Annotated in this window: 19 protein-coding genes and 1 tRNA gene; 5 read left to right on the forward strand and 15 right to left on the reverse strand. The window is 69.3% G+C overall.

All coding sequences use genetic code 11. The features are described 5' to 3' along the window. The first annotated feature begins 12 nt into the window (after positions 1-12). A complete protein-coding gene (locus ACFYSC_RS00120) occupies positions 13-912 on the forward strand; it encodes an inositol monophosphatase family protein (protein ID WP_389954472.1) in 900 nt (299 codons plus the stop codon). Between the two features lie 114 nt (positions 913-1,026). Here ACFYSC_RS00120 and ACFYSC_RS00125 read toward each other — a convergent pair whose 3' ends face one another. The 6 genes from ACFYSC_RS00125 to polA form a co-directional block, all read right to left on the reverse strand. After that, on the reverse strand, positions 1,027-2,208 hold the full coding sequence (locus ACFYSC_RS00125) for an SLC13 family permease (RefSeq protein WP_389954475.1): 1,182 nt from the start codon (positions 2,206-2,208) through the stop codon (positions 1,027-1,029). Positions 2,209-2,344: 136 nt separating this feature from the next. Continuing rightward, positions 2,345-2,959 carry a dephospho-CoA kinase gene (coaE, locus tag ACFYSC_RS00130; RefSeq protein ID WP_389954478.1) on the reverse strand — a complete coding sequence of 205 codons (615 nt, stop codon included), beginning with the start codon at positions 2,957-2,959 and terminating at the stop codon, positions 2,345-2,347. Between the two features lie 52 nt (positions 2,960-3,011). Continuing rightward, complete coding sequence (locus tag ACFYSC_RS00135) at positions 3,012-3,467, reverse strand: GNAT family N-acetyltransferase (protein WP_389954481.1); 456 nt, start codon at positions 3,465-3,467, stop codon at positions 3,012-3,014. 155 nt (positions 3,468-3,622) lie between these two features. Further along, positions 3,623-5,119, reverse strand: a complete 1,497-nt coding sequence (gene rpsA / locus ACFYSC_RS00140) for a 30S ribosomal protein S1 (protein ID WP_389954483.1) — start codon at positions 5,117-5,119, stop codon at positions 3,623-3,625. 239 nt (positions 5,120-5,358) lie between these two features. Continuing rightward, on the reverse strand, positions 5,359-6,462 hold the full coding sequence (locus ACFYSC_RS00145) for a polysaccharide deacetylase family protein (protein ID WP_389956255.1): 1,104 nt from the start codon (positions 6,460-6,462) through the stop codon (positions 5,359-5,361). A 231-nt stretch (positions 6,463-6,693) separates the two neighbouring features. After that, positions 6,694-9,411 (reverse strand): DNA polymerase I, encoded by a 2,718-nt coding sequence (gene polA, locus ACFYSC_RS00150; protein ID WP_389954485.1) that lies wholly within the window; start codon positions 9,409-9,411, stop codon positions 6,694-6,696. A 146-nt stretch (positions 9,412-9,557) separates the two neighbouring features. Here polA and ACFYSC_RS00155 point away from each other — a divergent pair, with 146 nt between their 5' ends. Further along, positions 9,558-9,902, forward strand: coding sequence for a PaaI family thioesterase (locus ACFYSC_RS00155; protein ID WP_389956258.1), 345 nt, complete (start codon positions 9,558-9,560; stop codon positions 9,900-9,902). Between the two features lie 307 nt (positions 9,903-10,209). Here ACFYSC_RS00155 and ACFYSC_RS00160 read toward each other — a convergent pair whose 3' ends face one another. The 3 genes from ACFYSC_RS00160 to ACFYSC_RS00170 are packed head-to-tail and all read right to left on the reverse strand — an operon-like array spanning position 10,210 to position 12,689. Continuing rightward, entirely contained in the window at positions 10,210-10,962 is a 753-nt protein-coding gene (locus tag ACFYSC_RS00160) for an amino acid ABC transporter ATP-binding protein (RefSeq protein ID WP_362945374.1), read from the reverse strand. Positions 10,963-10,967: 5 nt separating this feature from the next. After that, the gene (locus ACFYSC_RS00165; RefSeq protein WP_389954488.1) at positions 10,968-11,819 is read right to left on the reverse strand and encodes an amino acid ABC transporter permease; all 852 of its coding nucleotides are present in this window, start codon (positions 11,817-11,819) and stop codon (positions 10,968-10,970) included. A gap of 3 nt (positions 11,820-11,822) precedes the next feature. Next, complete coding sequence (locus ACFYSC_RS00170) at positions 11,823-12,689, reverse strand: ABC transporter substrate-binding protein (protein ID WP_389954491.1); 867 nt, start codon at positions 12,687-12,689, stop codon at positions 11,823-11,825. Between the two features lie 413 nt (positions 12,690-13,102). Between ACFYSC_RS00170 and ACFYSC_RS00175 the strand changes: the two genes are divergently transcribed. Then, the gene (locus ACFYSC_RS00175; protein WP_389954494.1) at positions 13,103-13,672 is read left to right on the forward strand and encodes a DUF4352 domain-containing protein; all 570 of its coding nucleotides are present in this window, start codon (positions 13,103-13,105) and stop codon (positions 13,670-13,672) included. Positions 13,673-13,737: 65 nt separating this feature from the next. Here ACFYSC_RS00175 and ACFYSC_RS00180 read toward each other — a convergent pair whose 3' ends face one another. From ACFYSC_RS00180 to ACFYSC_RS00205, 6 genes are all read right to left on the reverse strand, one after another. Then, positions 13,738-14,568 (reverse strand): ABC transporter ATP-binding protein, encoded by an 831-nt coding sequence (locus ACFYSC_RS00180; protein ID WP_389954497.1) that lies wholly within the window; start codon positions 14,566-14,568, stop codon positions 13,738-13,740. Next, positions 14,558-15,298, reverse strand: coding sequence for an ABC transporter ATP-binding protein (locus tag ACFYSC_RS00185; RefSeq protein WP_362943538.1), 741 nt, complete (start codon positions 15,296-15,298; stop codon positions 14,558-14,560). Before ACFYSC_RS00185 ends, ACFYSC_RS00180 begins: the two co-directional genes overlap by 11 nt. An 80-nt stretch (positions 15,299-15,378) precedes the next feature. Beyond that, a complete protein-coding gene (locus tag ACFYSC_RS00190) occupies positions 15,379-16,527 on the reverse strand; it encodes a branched-chain amino acid ABC transporter permease (protein WP_362943442.1) in 1,149 nt (382 codons plus the stop codon). Next, positions 16,524-17,492, reverse strand: coding sequence for a branched-chain amino acid ABC transporter permease (locus ACFYSC_RS00195; RefSeq protein ID WP_389954501.1), 969 nt, complete (start codon positions 17,490-17,492; stop codon positions 16,524-16,526). The genes ACFYSC_RS00190 and ACFYSC_RS00195 overlap by 4 nt, the downstream gene beginning before the upstream one ends. 161 nt (positions 17,493-17,653) lie before the next feature. After that, the gene (locus ACFYSC_RS00200; protein ID WP_389954504.1) at positions 17,654-18,823 is read right to left on the reverse strand and encodes a branched-chain amino acid ABC transporter substrate-binding protein; all 1,170 of its coding nucleotides are present in this window, start codon (positions 18,821-18,823) and stop codon (positions 17,654-17,656) included. Between the two features lie 498 nt (positions 18,824-19,321). Beyond that, positions 19,322-19,933, reverse strand: a complete 612-nt coding sequence (locus ACFYSC_RS00205; RefSeq protein WP_389954506.1) for an ANTAR domain-containing response regulator — start codon at positions 19,931-19,933, stop codon at positions 19,322-19,324. Between the two features lie 109 nt (positions 19,934-20,042). On the opposite strand from ACFYSC_RS00205, the gene ACFYSC_RS00210 reads away from it, so the two are divergent. Together ACFYSC_RS00210 and ACFYSC_RS00215 are read left to right on the forward strand one after the other, a co-directional pair. Then, a tRNA-Leu gene (locus tag ACFYSC_RS00210) sits at positions 20,043-20,115 on the forward strand. A 63-nt stretch (positions 20,116-20,178) separates the two neighbouring features. Further along, positions 20,179-20,949 carry a helix-turn-helix domain-containing protein gene (locus ACFYSC_RS00215; RefSeq protein WP_362943451.1) on the forward strand — a complete coding sequence of 257 codons (771 nt, stop codon included), beginning with the start codon at positions 20,179-20,181 and terminating at the stop codon, positions 20,947-20,949. The last annotated feature ends 149 nt before the right edge of the window (positions 20,950-21,098 follow it).

Genomic DNA, 21,098 nt, shown 5'->3' on the forward strand with positions numbered 1-21,098 from the left:
TACGGTCCTGCTATGACGACAGAGGCATCGGCCGCGCGGAGCGGTGAACCGGGCGAGACCGCGGAGCGGGGCGAGGACCGCGCCGTCGCGCCGCCGGATCTGGAGCACGCCCGCCGGGTCGCCGTCGACGCCGCGGGGGCGGCCGGCCGGCTGATCACCGAGGGCACCCAGGCGGCCCTCGTGGTCAATCCCAAGGGAGACGACGGCGATGTGGTCACCGACCTGGACCTGGTGTCGGAGAGGCTGCTGATCGGCCGGGTCCTTTCGGCGTTCCCCGGGCACGCGGTGATCTCAGAGGAGGCAGGCGCGCTGGGTGAGGCCGGGTCGGAGTGGACGTGGGTCATCGACCCGCTCGACGGCACCAACAACGTGGCGATCGGCCTGCCGCTGTACGCGGTGGGCCTGGCTCTGTGCCGCGGCGGGCGTCCCGAGCTGGGGGTCGTGCACGAGCCGGTGACCGGCCGTACCTGGTCGGCCGTGCGGGGCCGGGGCGCGGTCGGCCCGGCGGGCCCGCTGGCGGCTCCGCCTTACCGGCCCGGTCGTTCCGGTCCAGTGCTGGCCTGGATCCAGGGGTACGGCGTGCGCCGCGGCGACCCCGTGGCCACGGCGCTGAAGGCGGCGCTCGATCTGCGCGCCCGCCGGGTACTGCGGCTGTGGGCCCCGCTGCTCGCCTGGGCGATGCTGGCCCGGGGGGACATCGACGGCATCGTCGGCCACCGGACCGGGGTCGTCGACCTGCCGGGCGGCCTGCTGATCGCTCAGGAGGCCGGGGCGGTGGTCAGCGGCTTCGACGGCGCACCGTTCGACCGCGTTCCACTGGACGGGAGCGTATGTGACTTCGTCGCCGGGCGGGCCGGACTGCAGGAGGAACTGCTGGAGGAGGTCGGGGCCGTCCCCGGGGTCACGTCCTGACCGTCCGGAGGAAACCGGGAACGAGCCTGAACGCCGTGAGTGCCGCGGCGGCCGCGGTCCCGATCGTGGTCCGTCACCGGGGGCGGTTCGCGGGAGGCAGGCGGTTCGCGGGCGTCAGGCGGTGAGCAGGAGCGCGGCCACGGCGGCGGCCACCCCGGTCACCGCCAGTCCGGCCCCGGCCAGCACGAACGTCAGCGGTGGCACCCGCACCGCGCGGCGGCGGCACCACTCGAACCACAGCAGGGTGGCCAGCGACGCCCAGGGGGTGATCAGCGGCCCGACGTCGGCGCCGATGAGCAGGGCGAGGAGCCGGTCGCGGTCGCCCGCCGGGATGACCTTCTCCACCGCGGTGTAGGCGGGCAGGTTGTTGATCAGGTTGGCCAGCCCGCCGCCGGTGGCCGCCGCCCGGTAGGCGCCGGCGGCGTCGCCCGCCGTACCGGTCAGCGCGCCCATCAGGCCGGCCAGGCCGTACCGGCTCAGGGTGGGCACCACCAGGAACAGACCGGTGACGAAGACCAGGAGCTGCCAGGGGAACAGGGCGAAGGTGAGCTTGGAGCGGTCGCGCCAGGCGAAGGCGGCGACCATCAGCACCGCCGCGGAGAGGGAGACGAGCTGGATCGGCAGTTCCAGCAGAAGCGCGGCGATGAACAGCGCGCACACCGTGGCCGCGATGCGGAACAGCAGCGGGTCGGCGACCGGGACGGGGCCGGGCGGGACGTAGCGGTCGGCGCCGCGGCGGCCGCGCCGCCAGAAGAACACCCACAGGAAGACCATGGTGACCGCGATCGAGACGGCCTGCGGCAGCCAGAGCCGCCCGGCGAACTCCTTGGTGGACATGCCCAGGCGATCCATGGCGAGAAGGTTCGTGAGGTTCGACACCGGCAGCAGCAGGCTCGCGGTGTTGGCCAGCCAGACGGTGGTCATGGCCAGTGGCAGCGCGGCGATGCCGCTCCTGGCCGCCAGGGCGAGCATGACGGGTGTGAGCAGCACGGCGGTCGTGTCGAGGTTGAGGAACATGGTGACCAGGGCGGCGAAGGCGGTGCACAGCAGGAACAGCGCCGCGTGGTTCCCGCGCCCGGCCGCCGCCAGTCTCGCCGCGATCACGTCGAAGACCTGGGCCTCCTTGACGAGCTCGGCCATCACGATCACCGCGCCGAGGAACAGCAGGACGGGTGCGATCCGCGTCAGCTCGGCCCGGGCGTCCCCGGCGGGCAGCAGGCCGGTCAGGACGGACAGGAGGCCCAGCGCCAGCAGGCCGATCCGAATCCGGTCCAGAACACTCAGTCTCCGCAGCACGGCGGCCACGATCCACGAAGTGGGCCGAGATCACACTTCGCCCCTGGCCCGGGGGCCGGGTGAAGGCGGAATGACACCGGCTGATCACACACGGACCTGTTCTTCCCGGCCACCGGTCCCCGGCGATCGGCTCCGCTCATCTCGGACGCACGCCCCGGCCGGAGCGGGCCGACAGCTCGGCCCACACCTCTTCGGCTCTGGCCTGCAGCTCTTCCAGCGTCCCGTCGTTCGGCACGACGATGTCGGCGATCTTCAGCCGGTCCTCGCGGGTCGCCTGGGCGGCGATGCGGGCCCGCGCGTCCCGCTCGGTCATGCCACGGAGCTCCAGCAGGCGGGCGAGACGCACATCGTCGGCGGCGTCCACCACGATGACCACGTCGTACATGGGGGCGAGGCCGTTCTCCGCCAGCAGCGGGACGTCGTAGACCACGATCGCCTCCTCCGCCGCCCGGTCCTGCAGCTCGGCGACGCGCGCGCCGACCAGCGGGTGCACGATGCCGTTGAGGGCGGCCAGCCTCCCTGAGTCGGAGAAGACGATGGAGCCGAGCCTCTCCCGATCGAGGGCGCCGTCCCGGCGGAGGATCTCCGTTCCGAAGACCTCGACGATCCGGGCGAGTCCCTCCGTGCCGGGCTCGACCACCTCCCGGGCGATCCGGTCGGCGTCGATCACCACGGCGCCCAGGGCCGCCAGCCGCCGCGCCACCTCGCTCTTGCCGGATCCGATCCCACCGGTGAGTCCCACCTTCAGCATGATCCGCAGCATACGCGGTACGGCCCGCCCGCCAGGACTCCGGTCCGGCGCCTCAGAGCTCGCGGCGCATGTGGACCAGGGTCAGGTGGTCGCTCATCCGCTCCCTGCCGGTCTCGCGGTAGCCGTGGCGGCGGTAGAGCCGCAGGTTGCCCTCGGACAGGTGCCCGGTGAACAGGTCGAACGCCAGGGCGGAAGAGGCGTCGCCGTGGAGCGCGGCGAGCAGGGACCCTCCGACGCCGCGCCTCTGGACGTCGGGGGCGACCACGAGGCGGCCGACCAGGCAGGTGGTGCCGGACATCCTCCCGCGGACCGCGCCGACGATCCTGCGCTCCCGGCGGGCGACGAGGACGACACCGGTCTCGACGGCCACGCGGACCTGCTCGGCCGACTCCACCAGCGGCGGGATGAACGGATCGCCGTAGAGCTGGGCCTCGCTGACGTAGGCGGCGCGCTGCACGGTCAGGATCTCTCCGGCGTCCCCGGGCCCGGCCCGTTCGATCACGGTCACGGCCGCCACCCTACGGCACCGCGTACCGTACGGCGGGCACGGGCCTCCCCCGGTCCGGAACGGGATCAGGCGGCCGGAACGTGAAAAAGGACCCCGCCGAAGCGGGGTCCTTCCTCACATCACTCGCTCAGGGCGTGCGCCCCGCGGGACCGGTGTCAGCTCTGACCGCCGGCGAGCTTCTCGCGCAGAGCGGCGAGAGCCTCGTCGGAGGCGAGAGCGCCGGCCGCCGGAGCGGAGGAGCTGCTGCTGCTGCCGCCGCCCGAACCGGCGGACTGGGTCTCACCGGTGTAGGTCGTCGGAGCGGCCTCGGCCTCGGCGTCGGCCTTGCGAGCCTCTTCGATCTGGCGCTTGTGCGCCTCGAAGCGGTTCTGGGCCTCGGCGTACTGCCGCTCCCACTCCTCGCGCTGCTTGTCGTAGCCCTCGAGCCACTCGCCGGTCTCGGAGTCGAAGCCCTCGGGGTAGATGTAGTTGCCCTGGTCGTCGTAGGTCGCCGCCATGCCGTACAGCGTGGGGTCGAACTCGACGTCGGCGCCCATCGCGGACTCGTTCGCCTGCTTGAGCGACAGGGAGATCCGGCGACGGTCGAGGTCGATGTCGATGATCTTGACGAAGATCTCCTCGCCGACCGTGACGACCTGCTCGGGGATCTCGACGTGACGCTCGGCCAGCTCGGAGATGTGGACGAGGCCCTCGATGCCCTCCTCCACCCGGACGAACGCACCGAACGGCACCAGCTTGGTGACCCGGCCGGGAACGACCTGGCCGATCTGGTGGGTCCGGGCGAACTGCTGCCAGGGGTCCTCCTGCGTCGCCTTGAGCGACAGGGAGACCCGCTCGCGCTCCATGTCGACGTCGAGGACCTCGACGGTGACCTCCTGGCCGACCTCGACGACCTCGGAGGGGTGGTCGATGTGCTTCCAGGACAGCTCCGAGACGTGCACCAGACCGTCGACGCCGCCGAGGTCGACGAACGCACCGAAGTTGACGATCGAGGAGACGACGCCCTTGCGGACCTGACCCTTCTGCAGGGTGTTGAGGAACGTCTGGCGAACCTCGGACTGGGTCTGCTCCAGCCAGGCGCGGCGGGACAGGACCACGTTGTTGCGGTTCTTGTCGAGCTCGATGATCTTCGCCTCGAGCTCGCGACCGACATACGGCTGCAGGTCGCGGACACGGCGCATCTCGACCAGGGACGCCGGCAGGAAGCCACGGAGGCCGATGTCGAGGATGAGACCACCCTTGACGACCTCGATGACGGTGCCGGTGACGATGCCGTCCTCGTCCTTGATCTTCTCGATCGTGCCCCAGGCCCGCTCGTACTGAGCGCGCTTCTTGGACAGGATCAGACGGCCTTCCTTGTCCTCCTTCTGGAGGACGAGCGCCTCGACGTGCTCGCCAACCTCGACGACATCCGCCGGATCGACATCATGCTTGATCGAGAGCTCACGCGAGGGGATGACGCCCTCGGTCTTGTAGCCGATGTCGAGCAAAACTTCGTCTCGATCGACCTTGACGACGGTGCCCTCGACGATGTCGCCGTCGTTGAAGTACTTGATGGTCAGGTCGATCGCTGCGAGGAACTCTTCCTCGGACCCGATGTCGTTGACCGCTACCTGCGGGGTGCTCGAGGTGGCCTCAGTGCTGCTCGTCATGTGTGGAAGTGCTCCGAACGCGGACAGATGTCGATGTGGCGAACACGCAGCAGGCCTCTTATCGATCGGCCGAACTGGCGTCGGTCTGATCGAGCGCGAGCCCACTCGGTCCGAGACACGCACGAGCCCACAGCGCAGCGATCAGCATATGAGACCAGACGAGCCCGGTCAATCCGGGGGCACGACACGCCGGGGGTCAGGACCGGAAATCAGCTGATCCGGACCGTGATCGGGCTCGCTCAGTAGACGATCACCCGCCCCCTGTTCGGAGAACTGATCTTACCGCGAAGTCCCTTGGGAACGGAGATGCGGGCCGGATCGCCGTCGGCGGTGTAGCGCCGCCCGGGGTGGTCGTGCAACCACTCCAGCCAGTACTGCGAGCACCATCGACGACATTCGCCTTTTTTGCCGTTGCTTTGGATCCGCTGGATGGCCCGCCGGTCGTAGCCCTTGGTGAACGGCGACTCCGACGGCTGCGCCCCGGCCAGGAAGACGCCCTTGAACCGGTATTCGACGCCGTCCCACTTGCCGGACTGCACGAGGGACCTCTTGCGCGGCATCGCGCCGTAGGGCAGCGCCATCGTCTCCGACGGCCCCGCGCCGAGCCGGCCGAGCAGCCGCTCGGTCCGCGCGAGCTGCTCGGCGATCTTCTTCTTCGGCATGGCGGGCAGGTAGGGGTGGCGCCAGGTGTGGTTGGCGACCTCGAACCCGTGGGAGGTCAGCCAGCCCACCGCGCGCTTCTGGTCCTTCTCCGCGCGCAGCCCGAACGGCTCGCGGTTGACCCAGAAGGTCGCCACCGGGCGGAAGCCGGGGTGCCTCCTGGCGACGTCGTAGATGACCCCGACCGCGGTGTCCTTGGCCGGCATGCCGGAGCCGTCCAGCGCGAAGTGGCTGGCGTGGCCGTCGTCGAAGGTCAGCACGACCGGGTGCTTGCCGGCCGGGATGTCCATCCGTCCGGCGACGAACTCGCGCGCGGTGACCGGCACGTAGTCGTCGGCGGCGAGCCTCTCCAGCTCCTTGCGCAGCTGGGCGGGCGTGCGGTCGATGGAGGCGGCGCGCTTGGCGACGATCCGGTGGTACATCAGCACCGGGACCATCCCGGCCTCGTTCGCCCCGACCTGCCGGGCGAACTCCGGGGTGGCCGGGACGGGCGGCGGCAGCTCCACCGACGGCAGGGCGGACTCCGCGGAGCTCGCGGAGCCCGGGGGCCCCGAGGGGCCGGGCGTGGCGGACGGCGAATCCGCGGCCCGGCCCCTCGTCCAGTCGGCGACCGGGGTGGGCGCCGGGGGCAGCACCAGGAGCACCACCACCGCGACGGCCACCACCAGCACGTTCACCAACATGATGATCTGTGCGAACGGCGTCAGACTCCGCACGAAACCCCCGTGACGTCGAAGATGTCGGCTCGACGACCCACCCTAGAGCAGATCCGGACGGGCCGGGCGGGCCGGACGATCCTCGCAGCCGGGGCCCGGCGCGCTGAACGGCGATCGGCTCCGCTTCACGGCCCGGGCCGTCCTCGCGGCCGGGGCTCAGTGGCCGGGGCTCAGTGGCCGGGGCTCAGTGGCCGGGGCTCAGTGGCCGGCGTCCTCCCAGGTGCGCCCGACGCCCACCGAGACCTCCAGCGGCACCCGCAGGGAGTAGGCGGCGTTCATCCGGCCGACGACCAGCTCGCGCAGCGTGTCGAGCTCTCCGGGGGCCACCTCGAACACGAGCTCGTCGTGGACCTGGAGCAGCATCCGCGACCGCAGCCCGGCCTCCTCGACCGCGCGGTGCACGCCCAGCATGGCGACCTTGATGATGTCGGCCGCCGACCCCTGGATCGGGGCGTTGAGCGCCATCCGCTCGGCCATCTCGCGACGCTGGCGGTTGTCACTGTTGAGGTCGGGGAGGTAGCGGCGGCGGCCCAGGATGGTCTCGGTGTAGCCGTCGTGCCGGGCCTGCGCGACGATCGCGTTGAGGAAGTCGCGGACGCCGCCGAACTCCTGGAAGTACTCCTCCTTCAGGCCCCTGGCCTCGGCCACCGGGATGTTCAGCTGCGCCGACAGCCCGTAGTCGGACAGGCCGTAGGCCAGGCCGTAGTTCATCGCCTTGATCTTGGCGCGCATCTCCCCGTTGACCTCGCCGGGGGCGATGTCGAACACCCGCGCGGCGGTGGCCTGGTGGAAGTCGTGGCCCGACTCGAAGGCCGCGATCAGCGACTCGTCGCCGGACAGGTGCGCCATGATCCGCAGCTCGATCTGGCTGTAGTCGGCCGTCAGCAGCGTCTCGTAGCCGGAGCCGACCACGAAGCCCTGCCGGATCCGGCGGCCCTCCACGGTGCGGATCGGGATGTTCTGCAGGTTGGGCTTCTCGGAGCTGAGCCGCCCGGTGGCCGCGACGATCTGGTTGAAGGTGGTGTGGATCCGCCCGTCATCGGCCACCTCCTTGATCAGCCCCTCGACGGTGACCTTGAGCTTGGCCTGGTCGCGGTGGCGGAGCATGATCGTCGGCAGCTCGTGCTCGGTCTGGGTGGCCAGCCAGGCCAGCGCGTCGGCGTCGGTGGTGTAGCCCGTCTTGGTCTTCTTCGTCTTGGGCAGCCCGAGCCTGACGAACAGGATCTCCTGCAGCTGCTTGGGCGAGCCGAGGTTGAACTGCTCGCCGACGCAGGCGTGCGCCGCCTCCACGGCCTGCTTGACCGCGGCGCCGAACTCGGCCTCCAACCGGCCGAGGTGGGCGCCGTCCGCGGCGATCCCGGCCCGCTCCATCTCGGCCAGCACGCCCACCAGCGGCAGCTCCACGTCGCGCAGCAGGCCGGCGCCGCCGCGCGTCTCCAGGAACGCCTCCAGCGCGTCGGCCAGCTCGGCGACGGCCAGCGCCCGCAGGCCCAGGTCGCGGGCGGCCTCCTCCTCCTGGTCGTCGAACAGGCTCGCCTGGCCGCCGTCGTCGGCCTGGCCGCGCAGCTCCCGGTGGAGGTAGGAGCGCGCCAGGTCCTCCAGCGGGAAGGCCCGCTGGCCCGGCATGGCGAGGTAGGCCGCCAGCGCCGTGTCGCACGTCAGGCCGCGCAGCTCCATCCCCTGCGCCCACAGCGCCAGCATGGGCCCCTTGGCGTCGTGGACGGCCTTGGCCGCCGACTCGTCGGCCAGCCACGCCCGCAGCGCCGCCTCGTCGGCCTCGGTGAGCGCCGCCGGATCGACGAAGGCCGCGCGGCCCGGCGCGCCGTCGCCCGGAACGGCGATCGCGACGCCGTCCAGGCGGCCGGTGCCCTTGGCGTAGGAGCCGGTGAAGGCCAGGCCCGCGCGGTGACCCGGGCCGGCGGGCAGCCCCGCGAGCCAGGCGGCGACCTCGTCGGGGCCGAGCCGTACGACGTCGGCCTCGAACGCCTCGCCGCCCGCGGTCTCGGCCTCGGCCGCGCCGAGCGTCTTGAACAGCCGGTCGCGGATCTCGCCGCGGAACTCCAGCGTGTCGAGGATCTTGTCGATCTCCTCGCGGTCCCACCGGCCGATCGTCAGCGCCCCGACCTCGTGCTCCAGCGGCACGTCGCGCAGCAGCTGGGTGAGACGGCGGTTGAGCAGCACCTGGTCGAGGTGGGCCCGCAGCTTCTCGCCGACCTTGCCGCCGACCTCGTCGACCCGGTTCACCAGCTCCTCCAGCGACCCGAACTCGCGGATCCACTTGGCGGCGGTCTTCTCCCCCACGCCCGGGATGTTGGGGAGGTTGTCGCTGTTGTCGCCGCGGATCGCGGCGAAGTCGGGGTACTGGACCGGGGTGAGGCCGTACTTCTCCTCGACGACCTCGGGCGTGAACCTCGTCATGTTGCTGATCCCGACCCGGGTCATCAGCACCGTGATCCGGTCGTCGACGAGCTGCAGCGCGTCACGGTCGCCGGTGACGACCAGCACGCTCATCCCCTGGTCGGCGGCGCGGACGGCGAGCGTGGCGATCAGGTCGTCGGCCTCGTATCCCGGCAGCGACAGGTGCGGGATCCGCAGCGCGTCGAGCATCTCGTGGATCAGGCTCATCTGACTGCGGAAACTGTCGGGGCTCGCGCTGCGGTTGGCCTTGTAGGGGGTGTACTCCTCGTGCCGGAACGTCGGCTCCGACCGGTCGAAGCAGACCGCCACGTGCGTGGGCTGCTCGTCACGGAGCACGTTGACCAGCATCGACGTGAAACCGTAGACCGCGTTGGTCGTCTGCCCGGTCGTCGTGGAGAAGTTCTCCTCCGGCAGGGCGTAGAACGCCCGGTAGGCCAGGGAGTGACCGTCCAGCAGCAGCAGACACGGACGAGAGGGGGTCGCTTCGTTCTTCGGCACACCAGAAGCCTAGTCTCCTGGTGCGACAGAAAACCGGAGCCGGCACGACAGGAGACATCCCCTTGACCCTGACAGACCCCGAGGAGATCGCCCGCCGCCTGCGGGAGCAGCTCGGCGCGAACCACGCAGGCACCCTGGTCGACCGGATGGGCATCGAGATCACCGAGGCCGGCCCGGACCGGGTGATCGGGCGGATGCCGGTCGAGGGCAACGTCCAGCCGTACGGCCTGCTGCACGGCGGCGCCTCCTGCGTGCTGGCCGAGACCCTCGGCTCGACCGGGGCGGCGCTGTTCGCCGGGCCCGGCCGGTACGCGGTGGGCGTGGAGATCAACGCCTCCCACCACCGCTCGGCCACCTCCGGCCACGTCACCGGTGTCGCCACCCGGATCCACGGCGGCCGCACGCTGGCCACCTACGACATCCGGATCACCGACGAGCAGGACCGCCTGGTGTGCACCTCACGCCTGACCTGCGTGCTGCGCGACCGCTGACGACCGCTGATCCCATACGGCCTCCGCGCCGCCCCCCCATACGGCCTCCGCGCCGTCCCCGGTACGGCCTCCGCCTCGTTCCAGGCCGGGAGACCGCCGATCCTTTACGTTGCGAGGCCGGATCCGGGCCGCACGTCTTTGCACTATCGGCACATGGGTCGCTACGGTGGGTGACAGCGGTGCCCGCGGGGAGGCCGAGTAGAAAACGCGCAGGGTCGGGGAAGCTCTGCACGGCGCCAAAGGCCTCCCCCGGGCCCCGGGAACGGCCCGCGGCCCGCACCCCGGGGTGCGGGCCGCGAGAGATCCCTCAGACGTCGGTGTGGGTCGGGTCCAGCACCCGCCGCAGGAACGACTTGGTGCGCTCCTGCTGCGGATCGCCGATCACCTGGGCGGCCGGGCCGTCCTCGACGATCACGCCGCCGTCCATGAAGACCACCCGGTCGGCGACGTCGCGGGCGAACGCCATCTCGTGGGTGACCACGAGCATCGTCATCCCCTCCTCGGCCAGCTTGCGCATGACCGTCAGCACGTCCCCCACCAGCTCGGGGTCCAGCGCCGAGGTGGGCTCGTCGAAGAGCATCAGCGCCGGGTCCATGGCCAGCGCCCGGGCGATGGCCACCCGCTGCTGCTGGCCGCCGGACAACTGCGCCGGGTAGGCGTCGCACTTCTCGGCGATGCCGACCTTCTCCAGGTTCTCCCGGGCGACCCGCTCGGCCTCGGCCCTGCCGCGCTTGAGCACCCGCCGCTGGGCGATCATCACGTTCTGCAGCGCCGTCATGTGCGGGAACAGGTTGAACTGCTGGAAGACCATGCCGACCCGGCGCCGGGCCGCGTCGAGGTCGACGTCGGGGTCGGTCATCTCGATGCCCTCCAGGACCACCCGGCCGGAGGTGGGCTGCTCCAGGAGGTTCACGCACCGCAGCAGCGTCGACTTGCCCGACCCGGAGGGGCCGATGACGCAGACGACCTGGCCGGGCTCGACGGAGAAGTCGATGCCCTTGAGGACCTCAAGGCTGCCGAACGACTTGTGCAGGTCGCGGATCTCGACCGCGTGCTCCATCCCGCTCACCGTCCCTTCATCTGACGATGCTCCAGCCGCGAGGCGAGGTAGCCCAGCGGGATGGTGACCAGGAGGTACGTGATGCCGACCACCAGGATGGGGGTGGCGTTGGCGTAGGTGGAGGCCGTGTCGTTCCCGAACTTCGTCAGCTCGACGTACTCGCCGGACACGCCGAGGAACAGCACCAGCGAGGAGTCCTTGAGCAGGGACACGAACTGGTTGGTCGTCGGCGGGATCACGATCCGCACGGCCTGCGGGATGACGATGCTGACCATGGCCCTGGCGTGCGACATGCCCAGCGAGCGGGCCGCCTCCATCTGCCCCCTGGGTACGGCCTGCAGGCCCGCCCGGAGCGTCTCGGCCATGTACGCCGAGCCGACGATCGTCAGGCCCAGGATGCCCTGGCCGTAGGTGCCGCCCGGGACCTCGAAGCCCGGCAGCGCCAGCGGCAGGAACAGGATGAGCAGGAAGATCAGCAGTGCGGGCAGCCCACGGAAGATCTCGATGTAGGCGACGGCGATCCACCGGTAGGGGCGCACCGACGACATCCGCATCAGGGCGAACACCAGGCCCAGCAGGAAGGCGAAGACGAAGCCGCCCACCGAGTAGATGATCGTGTTCTTCAGCGCGACCGTGAACAGGTCCGGGAACATCTCCCGGGCGACCTCGCCCTTGGCGAAGTTCTGGCCGAGCGGACCCCACTCGATGCGCAGCGCGAGGAAGACCACCAGGGCCACCAGCACGACGTACTGGACGGCCCGGCTGATCCGTTGCTTCTTACGGGGGCTGAGGCCCGTCCGGCCGGAGGGGGTTCCGGCCGGAGGGGGCGGCTCAGCCGTGGTGAGATGGTCGGTCATGGATCAGCCGAGCTCTCCGGGCTTCTTGCCGAACCACTTCATGAAGATCTGGTCGTAGGTGCCGTCCGACTTGGCGGTGGCGATCGCCTCGTTGATGGTCTTCAGCAGGGTCGGGTCGGCGCCCTTCTTCAGGCCGATGCCGTACTGCTCGCCGGTGTCCAGGCTGGCGACCAGCTCGAACTTGTCGGCGATCTCCGGCTTCTTCAGCCAGGTCAGCACGACCGGCAGGTCCTGGACGATCACATCGACCTGGCCCGACTGCAGGCCCAGCAGCTCCTTGGGCGAGTCGGCGAACTCCTTGGGGTCGAGGCCCTGCTTCTTGACGTAGTCGAGGCCCGTGGTGGACGCCTGCGCGCCGAGCCGCAGGTTCTTGGCCTTGACCTCCTCCAGCGTCTTGGCGCCGGCGCCCTTCTTGGCGAGCAGCGCCTGGGTGGCGTCGAAGTAGGGCTCGGAGAAGTCGATGTTGGCCTTGCGCTCCGGCGTGATCGTCATGCCGGCCGCTGCCGCGTCGCACTTGCCGGTCGCCATCGCCGCGCCGCTCTTGATGACGGCGAAGTCGATGTCCACGATGTCCTGGGTCAGGCCGAGCTTCTTGGCCGCCAGGTCCATGATGTCGACGTCGAACCCGACGGTCTTGTCGCCCTGCTTGAACTGGAAGGGCTCATAGGGAAGGTTGGTGCAGACGGTCAGCTTGCCGGGCTTGACCACCTTGACGCCGCCGCCCGCGGCGGACGCGTTCGACGAGGCGCCCCCGCTCGACGCGGTGGTGTCGCCACCGTCACTCCCACAGGCCGACAGGCCGAGCGCGCCGGCGACGACCATGGCGCCCACCGCCAGCGTCCGACGGCGGAGAACAGAACTCAGGCCCACAACGGCCTCCTCACGGATCGATGTCGCATCCGAACAACAGATACCTCAGTGCTGGGAATGCTTTCCCACCTGCATGACCATGCAGATCACCGATACGACACAATTCGGACAACAGTCACGCTCGGAGCCGCCTGATCGCCGCCCTGTCCGGACATCGACCCCGGCGCCTCCTTAATCCGACGGCCAACGCCCGGTTTCACGCCGGCCTACGAGGACGGCGACCGGTCAGGCCGCGCCCCAGAACAATGTAAACGAACTATATTCGCACTTCAGAGCGGTGTGTCCCTCTTCACACACCTCCACCGGGCGGACCGATCGGCGGACGCGGGCCGGGACCCACGACCCCGCCGCCGCTCTCCGCGCCCGCGCCGGACGCATTGATCTCCGCGACCGCCTCGGTTACGTTGCCCGATGTGCGCAACCCCCCAACCGCGTTCACCGGTGCCGCGCTGGCCGTGCTCCTGCTCTCCGGCTGCTCCACGACCGACACGGCCGCCCCGGCGGCGACCGCCGCCCGAAGCGCCTCCCCCGCGCCCGCCTACGACCTGCCGCCCCGCCACGTACGGCCGGGCGAACGGGCCGTGCACGCCGCCCCGGTCACCGACGGCGACACCCGCTTCCAGGTCATCGGCCTGCAGACCGGCCTCGCCGGCTTCGTCGGCAGCCACGGCGAGTGGCAGGCCAAGGGCCAATACGTGGTCGTGCGGATCGTCGCCGAGAACCCCGGCCGCACCAACTCCCGGTTCGACGCCAAACGCCAGCGGCTCCTCACCGCGGACGGCGCCGCCCACACCGTCGACGCCTTCGCCCAGGCCATCAAACGCCAGCCCGACACCCTGCCCCTCGGCGCCGAGGTCAGGATCGAGATGGACCTCTGGTTCGACATCCCCAAGGACGACCGGGTCACCGGCATCCGCCTGTACGGCGACCCGCCGCTCGGCGTGGGCGGCACCACCGAGGGCGCCGAGGTGCCGCTCCGCTGAACCCCGGAAGACCTCCGGGGTTCAGCGAGCCACGGCCGGGCCCGCACCGCGGGCCCGGCGGGACGTCACGCCTCCGGCGCGTCGCGCCGCTCCCCGGGCACGACCGGCTCCCCGGACGTCCGCTCGGGCACGGCCCGCTCCTCCGCCGCCGGCTCCCCGGACACGACCGGCTCCTCCGCCGCGTCGTGCCCCAGACCGCCACCGAGGTAGGCGGCCTGCACCGCCGGGTCGTTCAGCAGATCGGCCGCGGGCGCGCTCTTGACCACCTTTCCGGTCTCCAGCACATACGCCCGGTGCGCCAGCTTCAGCGCCTGCTGGGCGTTCTGCTCCACCAGCAGCACCGTGGTGCCCCGGCGGTTGATCTCCTCGATGATGGAGAAGATCTGCTGGACCATCAGCGGCGCCAGGCCCATCGACGGCTCGTCCAGCAGCAGCACCTTCGGCTTGGCCATCAGCGCGCGGCCGATCGCGAGCATCTGCTGCTCACCGCCGGACATCGTGCCCGCCATCTGGTTGCGGCGCTCCGCCAGCCGGGTGAACAGCTCGTAGACCTCCTTCAGGTCCGCGGAGAAGTCACCCGAGCGGGTGTAGGCGCCCATCAGCAGGTTGTCGTGCACCGTCATGCCGGGGAAGACGCCGCGGCCCTCGGGGGCCTGCCCCAGGCCCGCCGCGACCCGCTTGTGGCCCGGCATCCTGGAGATGTCCTTGCCGTCGAAGACGACGCTGCCCGACGTCAGGCCCCGCAGGCCCGAGATCGTCTTCAGGGTCGTGGTCTTGCCCGCCCCGTTCGCCCCGATGAGCGTGACGATCTCGCCCTCGTTCACCTCGACCGAGATGCCCTTGAGGGCCTCGATCTTGCCGTAGTGGACGTGGATGTCCTTGACCTCAAGAAGCATCTGCGGGAGCCCCCAAATACGCCTCGACGACCCGGGGGTCGTTCCGCACCTCATCCGGCAGCCCGTCGGCGATCTTCTGGCCGAAGTCCAGCACCGCGATGCGGTCGCTGATGCCCATGATGAGGCTCATGTCGTGCTCGATGATCAGAATCGTCCGGCCGGCGTCCCGGATGTCCCGGATCAGCTGCTGCAACGCGATCTTCTCCGCCGGGTTCATGCCCGCGGCCGGCTCGTCCAGCAGCAGCAGCTTCGGGTCCGTCGCCAGCGCGCGGGCGATCTCCAGCCGCCGCTGGTCACCGTAGGGCAGGTTCTTGGCGTAGTCGTGCGCCCGATGGGAGACCCCGACGAAGTCGAGCAGCTCCATCGCCAGCGCCCGGCCCTCCCGCTCGGCCTGCCGGTGCCACGGCAGGCCCAGCGCCACACTGACCATGCCCGCGCGGTGGTGGACGTCGGAGCCCACCATCACGTTCTCCAGCGCCGTCATGTTGTGGAACAGGCGGATGTTCTGGAACGTCCGGGCGACCCCACGCTTCGTGATCTTGAAGCGCTTGAGGCCGCTGATCCTCTCACCCCCGAACAGCACCTGACCCTCCGTGGGCCGGTACACCCCGGTCACCACGTTGAAGACCGTCGTCTTGCCCGCGCCGTTCGGGCCGATCAGGGCGAAGATCTCCCCCTCACCGACCGTCAGGTTCACGTCCTTCAGCGCCGTGACGCCGCCGAACCGCATCGTCAGGCCCCGCAGCTCCAGCAGCGCGCGACGGCCCTCCCGGCCCGCCTCCGCGTTCGCCCCAGTGCTCACCTCGGTGCTCACCTGGAGGCCACCTCCTCACCATGCGACTCCGGCCCGGGCACCTCGGCGCCGAGCGTCCCCATCCCGCCGGAGCCCTCCTTCAGCTCCGCCTTACGCTGCCGGGACGGCAGCAGCCCCTCCGGACGGAAGATCATCAACGCCACGAGCACCGCACCGAAGATCAGCATGCGGTAGTCCTTCAGCTCCCGGAAACGCTCCGGCAGCCACGCCACCACGAACGCCCCCAGCATCACGCCCGGCAGGTTGCCCGCGCCGCCCATGACCACCGCCGCCAGAATCGTCGCCGACAGCAGGAACAGGAAGTCGTTCGGGTTCAGCGACACCGACTTCGCCGCCCACAGCACACCCATCGCACCGCCGATCGACGCGCCGATCGCGAACGCCAGCATCTTGAACCGGAACGTCGGCACGCCCATCACCTCGGCCGCGTCCTCGTCCTCACGGATCGCCGCCCACGCACGCCCGACCCGGCTCTTCTCCCACCGCTTCACCAGGATGATCACGACGACCGCCAGCGCCACCAGCAGGTAGTAGTACGGCCTCGGGTCCAGCACGCCGTACTTGAAGACCTTGACGCCGAACAGCTCGAAGGTGTCGCTGAGGTTCGGCGGATGCGGGATGCCGCTGATGCCCGTCGGGCCACCGATCGAATCGGTGTTACGGGCCGTGATCCGGATGATCTCACCGAAGCCCAGCGTGACGATCGCCAGATAGTCACCCCGCAGCCGCAGCGTCGGAGCGCCCAGCGTGACGCCCGACAGGGCACAGATCCCGATGCCCACCACCAGGATCACCCAGAAGTCCCAGCCCATCCTGGTGCCCAGCAACGCCATCGCGTAGCCGCCCACCGCGTAGAACGCGACGAAACCCAGGTCCAGCAGGCCCGCCTGGCCCACCACCACGTTCAGGCCGATCGCCAGCACCACGTACGTGCCGATCGGGAAGAACAGGATCGTCGCCCAGTCCGTGCCGGGCGACATGAACGCGCCGATGCTCTCCGACGGCAGCAGCACCGCGGCGACGATCAGCAGCAGATACACGATCCACCGCTGCCAGCCCGGCGCCCGCAGCCAGCGGTCGTGCACGACGTCACCGAAATGGCTCAACTGATGGCGGAAACCCGCCGAGGAAGTCTGCTTGTTCATGCGCGCGCCTGCTGGAGTGATTCACCGAGGATTCCGGTGGGACGGAACATCAGGACCAGGATCAGGATCGTGAAGGAGATCACGTGCTTCCAGTCGGAACCGACGAGGATCGCACCGTAGTTCTCCACCAGACCCAGCACGATCCCGCCGACCAGCGCACCACGCAGGTTGCCGATACCTCCCAGCACCGCCGCGGTGAACGCCTTGATACCGAAAAGGAACCCGATGTAGTAATTCGTGTTCTCATACGAGATCAAATACAGCGCGCCGGCCACACCCGCCATCGCGCCGCCGATCAGGAACGTCATCCGGACGACGTTGTTGATGTCCACCCCCATCAGGGTGGCCGCCTCCGGATTCTGCGCGGTCGCACGGATACCACGGCCGATCTTCGTCCGGTTCACCAGCGAGTCCAGCGCGACCATCATGGCGACCGCCGCGACGATCACCACCACCTGGTCCACCCGCACCGTGTGACCCGCGATCGAGAAAAGCTCCGACCGCTCCATCAACCGGGGCAGACCCATCTGGATACGGCCCCGCTCCGGGCGGTCGAACACCCCTGGAATCACCACCAGGGCGAACAGCTCCTGGAGAAAGATCGAAGCACCGATCGCCGAAATGAGCGCCGCCAGCCGCGACGCACCACGCTTACGCAGCGGCTTGTAGGCCACCTGCTCCAGCGCGATCGCCGTACCCGCCGACGCCAGCATGCCCGCCACGATCATCGCCAGGATCACACCCACCAGCGCCACACCCGTGAGCGCCGAGTCGATGCCCAACGTGAACGGGACGAACATCGCACCGAACGTACCGATCATGAACACTTCGGAGTGCGCGAAATTGATCAACCGCAGCACGCCGTACACCATCGTGTAGCCCAGCGCGATCAAAGCATAAATCGAACCGAAGGCCAGACCGTCGATCGACGCCGGCCAGAACTGATTGATGAAGTCACTGAACACTTGGGGGTTACCACTTCCAGCGGGGGTCGCCTGCACTGCCGGTAGCCCACGTCACCGGCCCGGGCCTCGTGAACCCGGCCGGACGCACAAGAGGAGCGGGACCGCACTTCGGCGCTCCCGCTCCCCGCACGTCGACTACCTACTCTTCTCGTCCGCCGGCGCTAGCCCAGCTTCGCCTCGGTCGCCTTGCCCAGCAGCGTGATCGCGCCGTCCTTCACCTGGTACATGTAGATGTCCTTGGCCACGACCTCACCGTTGTCCCCGAACTTCACCTGCTTGGAGACACCCGCCAGATCAACGGTCTTGAGGAACTCGTTGATCTTGTCCGGGGTGGTGTTGCCCGCCTTCACCGCCTCCACGAAGACCGACGCCGCGTCGTAACCCTCCGCCGCGTAGATCGCCGGGTCCGCGCTGTAAGCCGCCTTGTAGGCGTCCGCGAACTTCTTCACCTTCTCGTCCGTCACATCCGCCGTGGCGATGTAGCACGGGCAGCCCACCAGCGCGCCCTCGGCGTTCGGCGCACCGGCGCCGTCGATCAGGCCCTTGTCCAGCGAACCGTCGCCGGAGAAGAACTTCGCGTCCTTCACACCCTTGTCACGCAGCTGCTTCAGCAGGTTGCCGCCCGCCGCGTAGTAACCACCGAAGAAGATCGCATCCGGCTTGGTCGCCGCGACCTTGTTCACCACCGAGGAGAAGTCACTCTCCTGCGGGTCCAGCGAGTCGGTGGTGACCTTCACACCCTTGGTCTCCAGCTGCGCCTTCACCGCGTCGGCCAGCGGCTTGCCGTAGTCCGACTTGTCGTCGATCACGAACGCGTTCTTCGACGCCGCCGCACCAGCCATGAAGTCCGCGATGCCCGGACCCTGAACGCTGTCGTTCGGAAGGATGCGGTGCCAGTACTTCCAGCCGTTCGCCGCCAGCTTCGTGTTCGTCGCCGACGCCGTGACGCTGGGCAGCTGAGCCTCCTCCAGCACCGGGCCCACCTGCGCCGACTCACCCGAGAAGGCCGGGCCGATCATGCCCACGACCTTGTCGTTCTTGATCGCCTGCTGGGCCAGACCGACGGCCTTGGAGCCGTCACCCTGGCTGTCGTACTCCACCAGCTCGATCTTCGTCGCCGGGTTCGTCTTGTTGTACTCATCGAACACGAGCTTCGCGCCGTTCTTCGGCGGAATGACGATGCCGGAGTTCGGTCCGGTCAGGTCGCCCATGAAACCGATCTTGACCGAGCCGGAGGCCGCGCCGGAGCCGCCCTCCGAAGGCTCCGCGGTCGAGCCACCGTCACCACAGGCAGCGAGACCGAGAGAGAGCGCCAGACCGGCAGCGAGCACTCCACCGAGGCGAGCAGTCCTAGGCCGCAAAGTTGCCTTCCTTTCGCCCGGACCCCCGTGTCGGGACCGGGTTCACAGATGCCCTCCCTGACGGAGTGGCCAGGGGGTTGTTGACGGTTAGTACAGCCAGCCCATGTCACGGGTCGATACAGGAAGCGCCCCCGTAACCGTTTCGTTATTACACCGATCCTTTACGGCTACCAGGCAAAAGCAGAGGTCACCCCGGCTCGCCACCCCACCAGAAGATCACCCCGAGCACGCGAAAGGCCCGCCCACCCCCCGAAACCGGAAGACACACGGACCCCACACCCCACGAACACACCCCGAAACCGACACCCGGCACCCGGCACCCACACCAGGACACGGACCCGGCACCCGGACTCGGGCCTGGATTCGGGCCTGGAGCCGGACCCGGACCCGGACCCGAGCTCAGACCCGCACCCGGCACCCGGCACCCGCGACGACGACCACCCCACCCGCGAACCCACCACAGGCGGATCAACCCTCCGACGCCCCCGACTCCTCCCCCGCCCCCTGAGACACACCATCGACCACGACCTGCGCCACCTGACGCATGCTCAACCGCCGATCCATCGACGCCTTCTGAATCCACCGGAACGCCTGCGGCTCGGACCAGCCATGCTGCGCCATCAGCAACCCCTTCGCCCGCTCCACCAACTTCCGCGTCTCCAGCCGATCCGACAGCGTCCCGACCTCACGCTCCAGCGCCGCGATCTCCTCATGCCGGCTGACCGCCATCTCGATCGCCGGCACCAGATCCGACTTCGTGAACGGCTTCACCAGATACGCCATCGCCCCCGCGTCCCGCGCACGCTCCACCAGATCCCGCTGCGAGAACGCCGTCAGAATCAAACACGGCGCGATCCGCCGCGCCACGATCTGCTCCGCCGCCGAGATACCGTCCAGCACCGGCATCTTCACATCCAAGATCACCAGATCCGGCCGATGCTCAGCCGCCAGCTGCACCGCGGCCTCACCGTCCGCCGCCTCGGCGACCACGGCGTAACCGTCCTCTTCCAGCATCTCCTTGAGATCGAGGCGGATCAGGGCCTCGTCTTCCGCGATCACCACTCGCCGCTGCGTACTCACGAGCAAGAGGGTACCGACGTCCGCTAGATTGGGACCACGCCGGTACTCACGGTTTGTTCGTTTCCGAGTAAGCTGACGAGCCGCACAAACAATCCGGACATAGCGGGACGCCCCGGTACTCCAACGGCAGAGAGAGCGCTCTCAAACAGCGTGTAGTGTGGGTTCGAATCCCACTCGGGGCACAGAAAACCCTCCGACTCAGGCAGTCGGAGGGTTTTGTCGTACCCAGATGGAACACTGTGGGTATGTACAGCATCACGGTACGTGAAAGAGTGCGCCAACTCCTGGAGACAGGAGAGACGATCAGCGCGATCAGTCGCCAGACCGGCATCTCACGTTCCACCGTCAAAGGCTGGCGAGACGATCCAGACCGCCCCACTATGAAAGTGGCCTCCTGCCCCCGATGCGAGGCGGTCCCTACGCTTCCTGAACCACGCGAAGCGTACGCCTATCTTCTGGGCCTTTACCTTGGGGACGGCTATATCAGCCCAATCGGCGATAAGACTAAAGGCGTCTGGTCGTTACGCATCATATGCGCAGATTCCTGGCCCGGGCTCCAAGAGGAATGCGCCGAGGCGCTTCTCGCCGTCAGGCCCGACAACAAGGTACGCAGGCTCTCCCGTCAGGGCTGCACGGAGATCAACTCTTTCTCCAAGCACTGGCCTCACCTCTTCCCGCAGCATGGCCCGGGGAAGAAGCAGGATCGGCTGATCAAGCTGGAAGAGTGGCAGCAGCAGATCGTCGACGCGAATCCCGGCAGCCTCGTCCGGGGCCTCATGCATTCCGATGGCTGCCGTCTGGTCAACAGGGTGAAGGGGAAGTCTGGCAACGAGACGCGTTACTACGAATACCCCCGCTACCTCTTCGTCAACGAGTCGCGGGACATCCTCCGGCTGTGCGAGGAGGCGCTCGATCTCCTCGATGTGAAGTGGCGCTATTCGAAGCCAAACACCATCTCCGTCGCCAGGCGGGAGGCCGTCGCGCGACTGGACGAGTTCGTGGGGCCGAAGTACTGAGGCTGAAGCACTGAGGCGGTGTCCGGGCGGCCGGGGTTCCGGTGGTTCGAGATGCCGGAGCCCCAGAACTCTGGAAGACCGAAGCTCCGGAGCGCACGTGGCCGGTGCCGCGCGGCCGGCCCTCCGCCCCGGGAGCGGGCGGCCCACCC

It is taken from the genome of Streptosporangium sp. NPDC004379, assembly GCF_042873875.1.
Taxonomy (GTDB): domain Bacteria; phylum Actinomycetota; class Actinomycetes; order Streptosporangiales; family Streptosporangiaceae; genus Streptosporangium.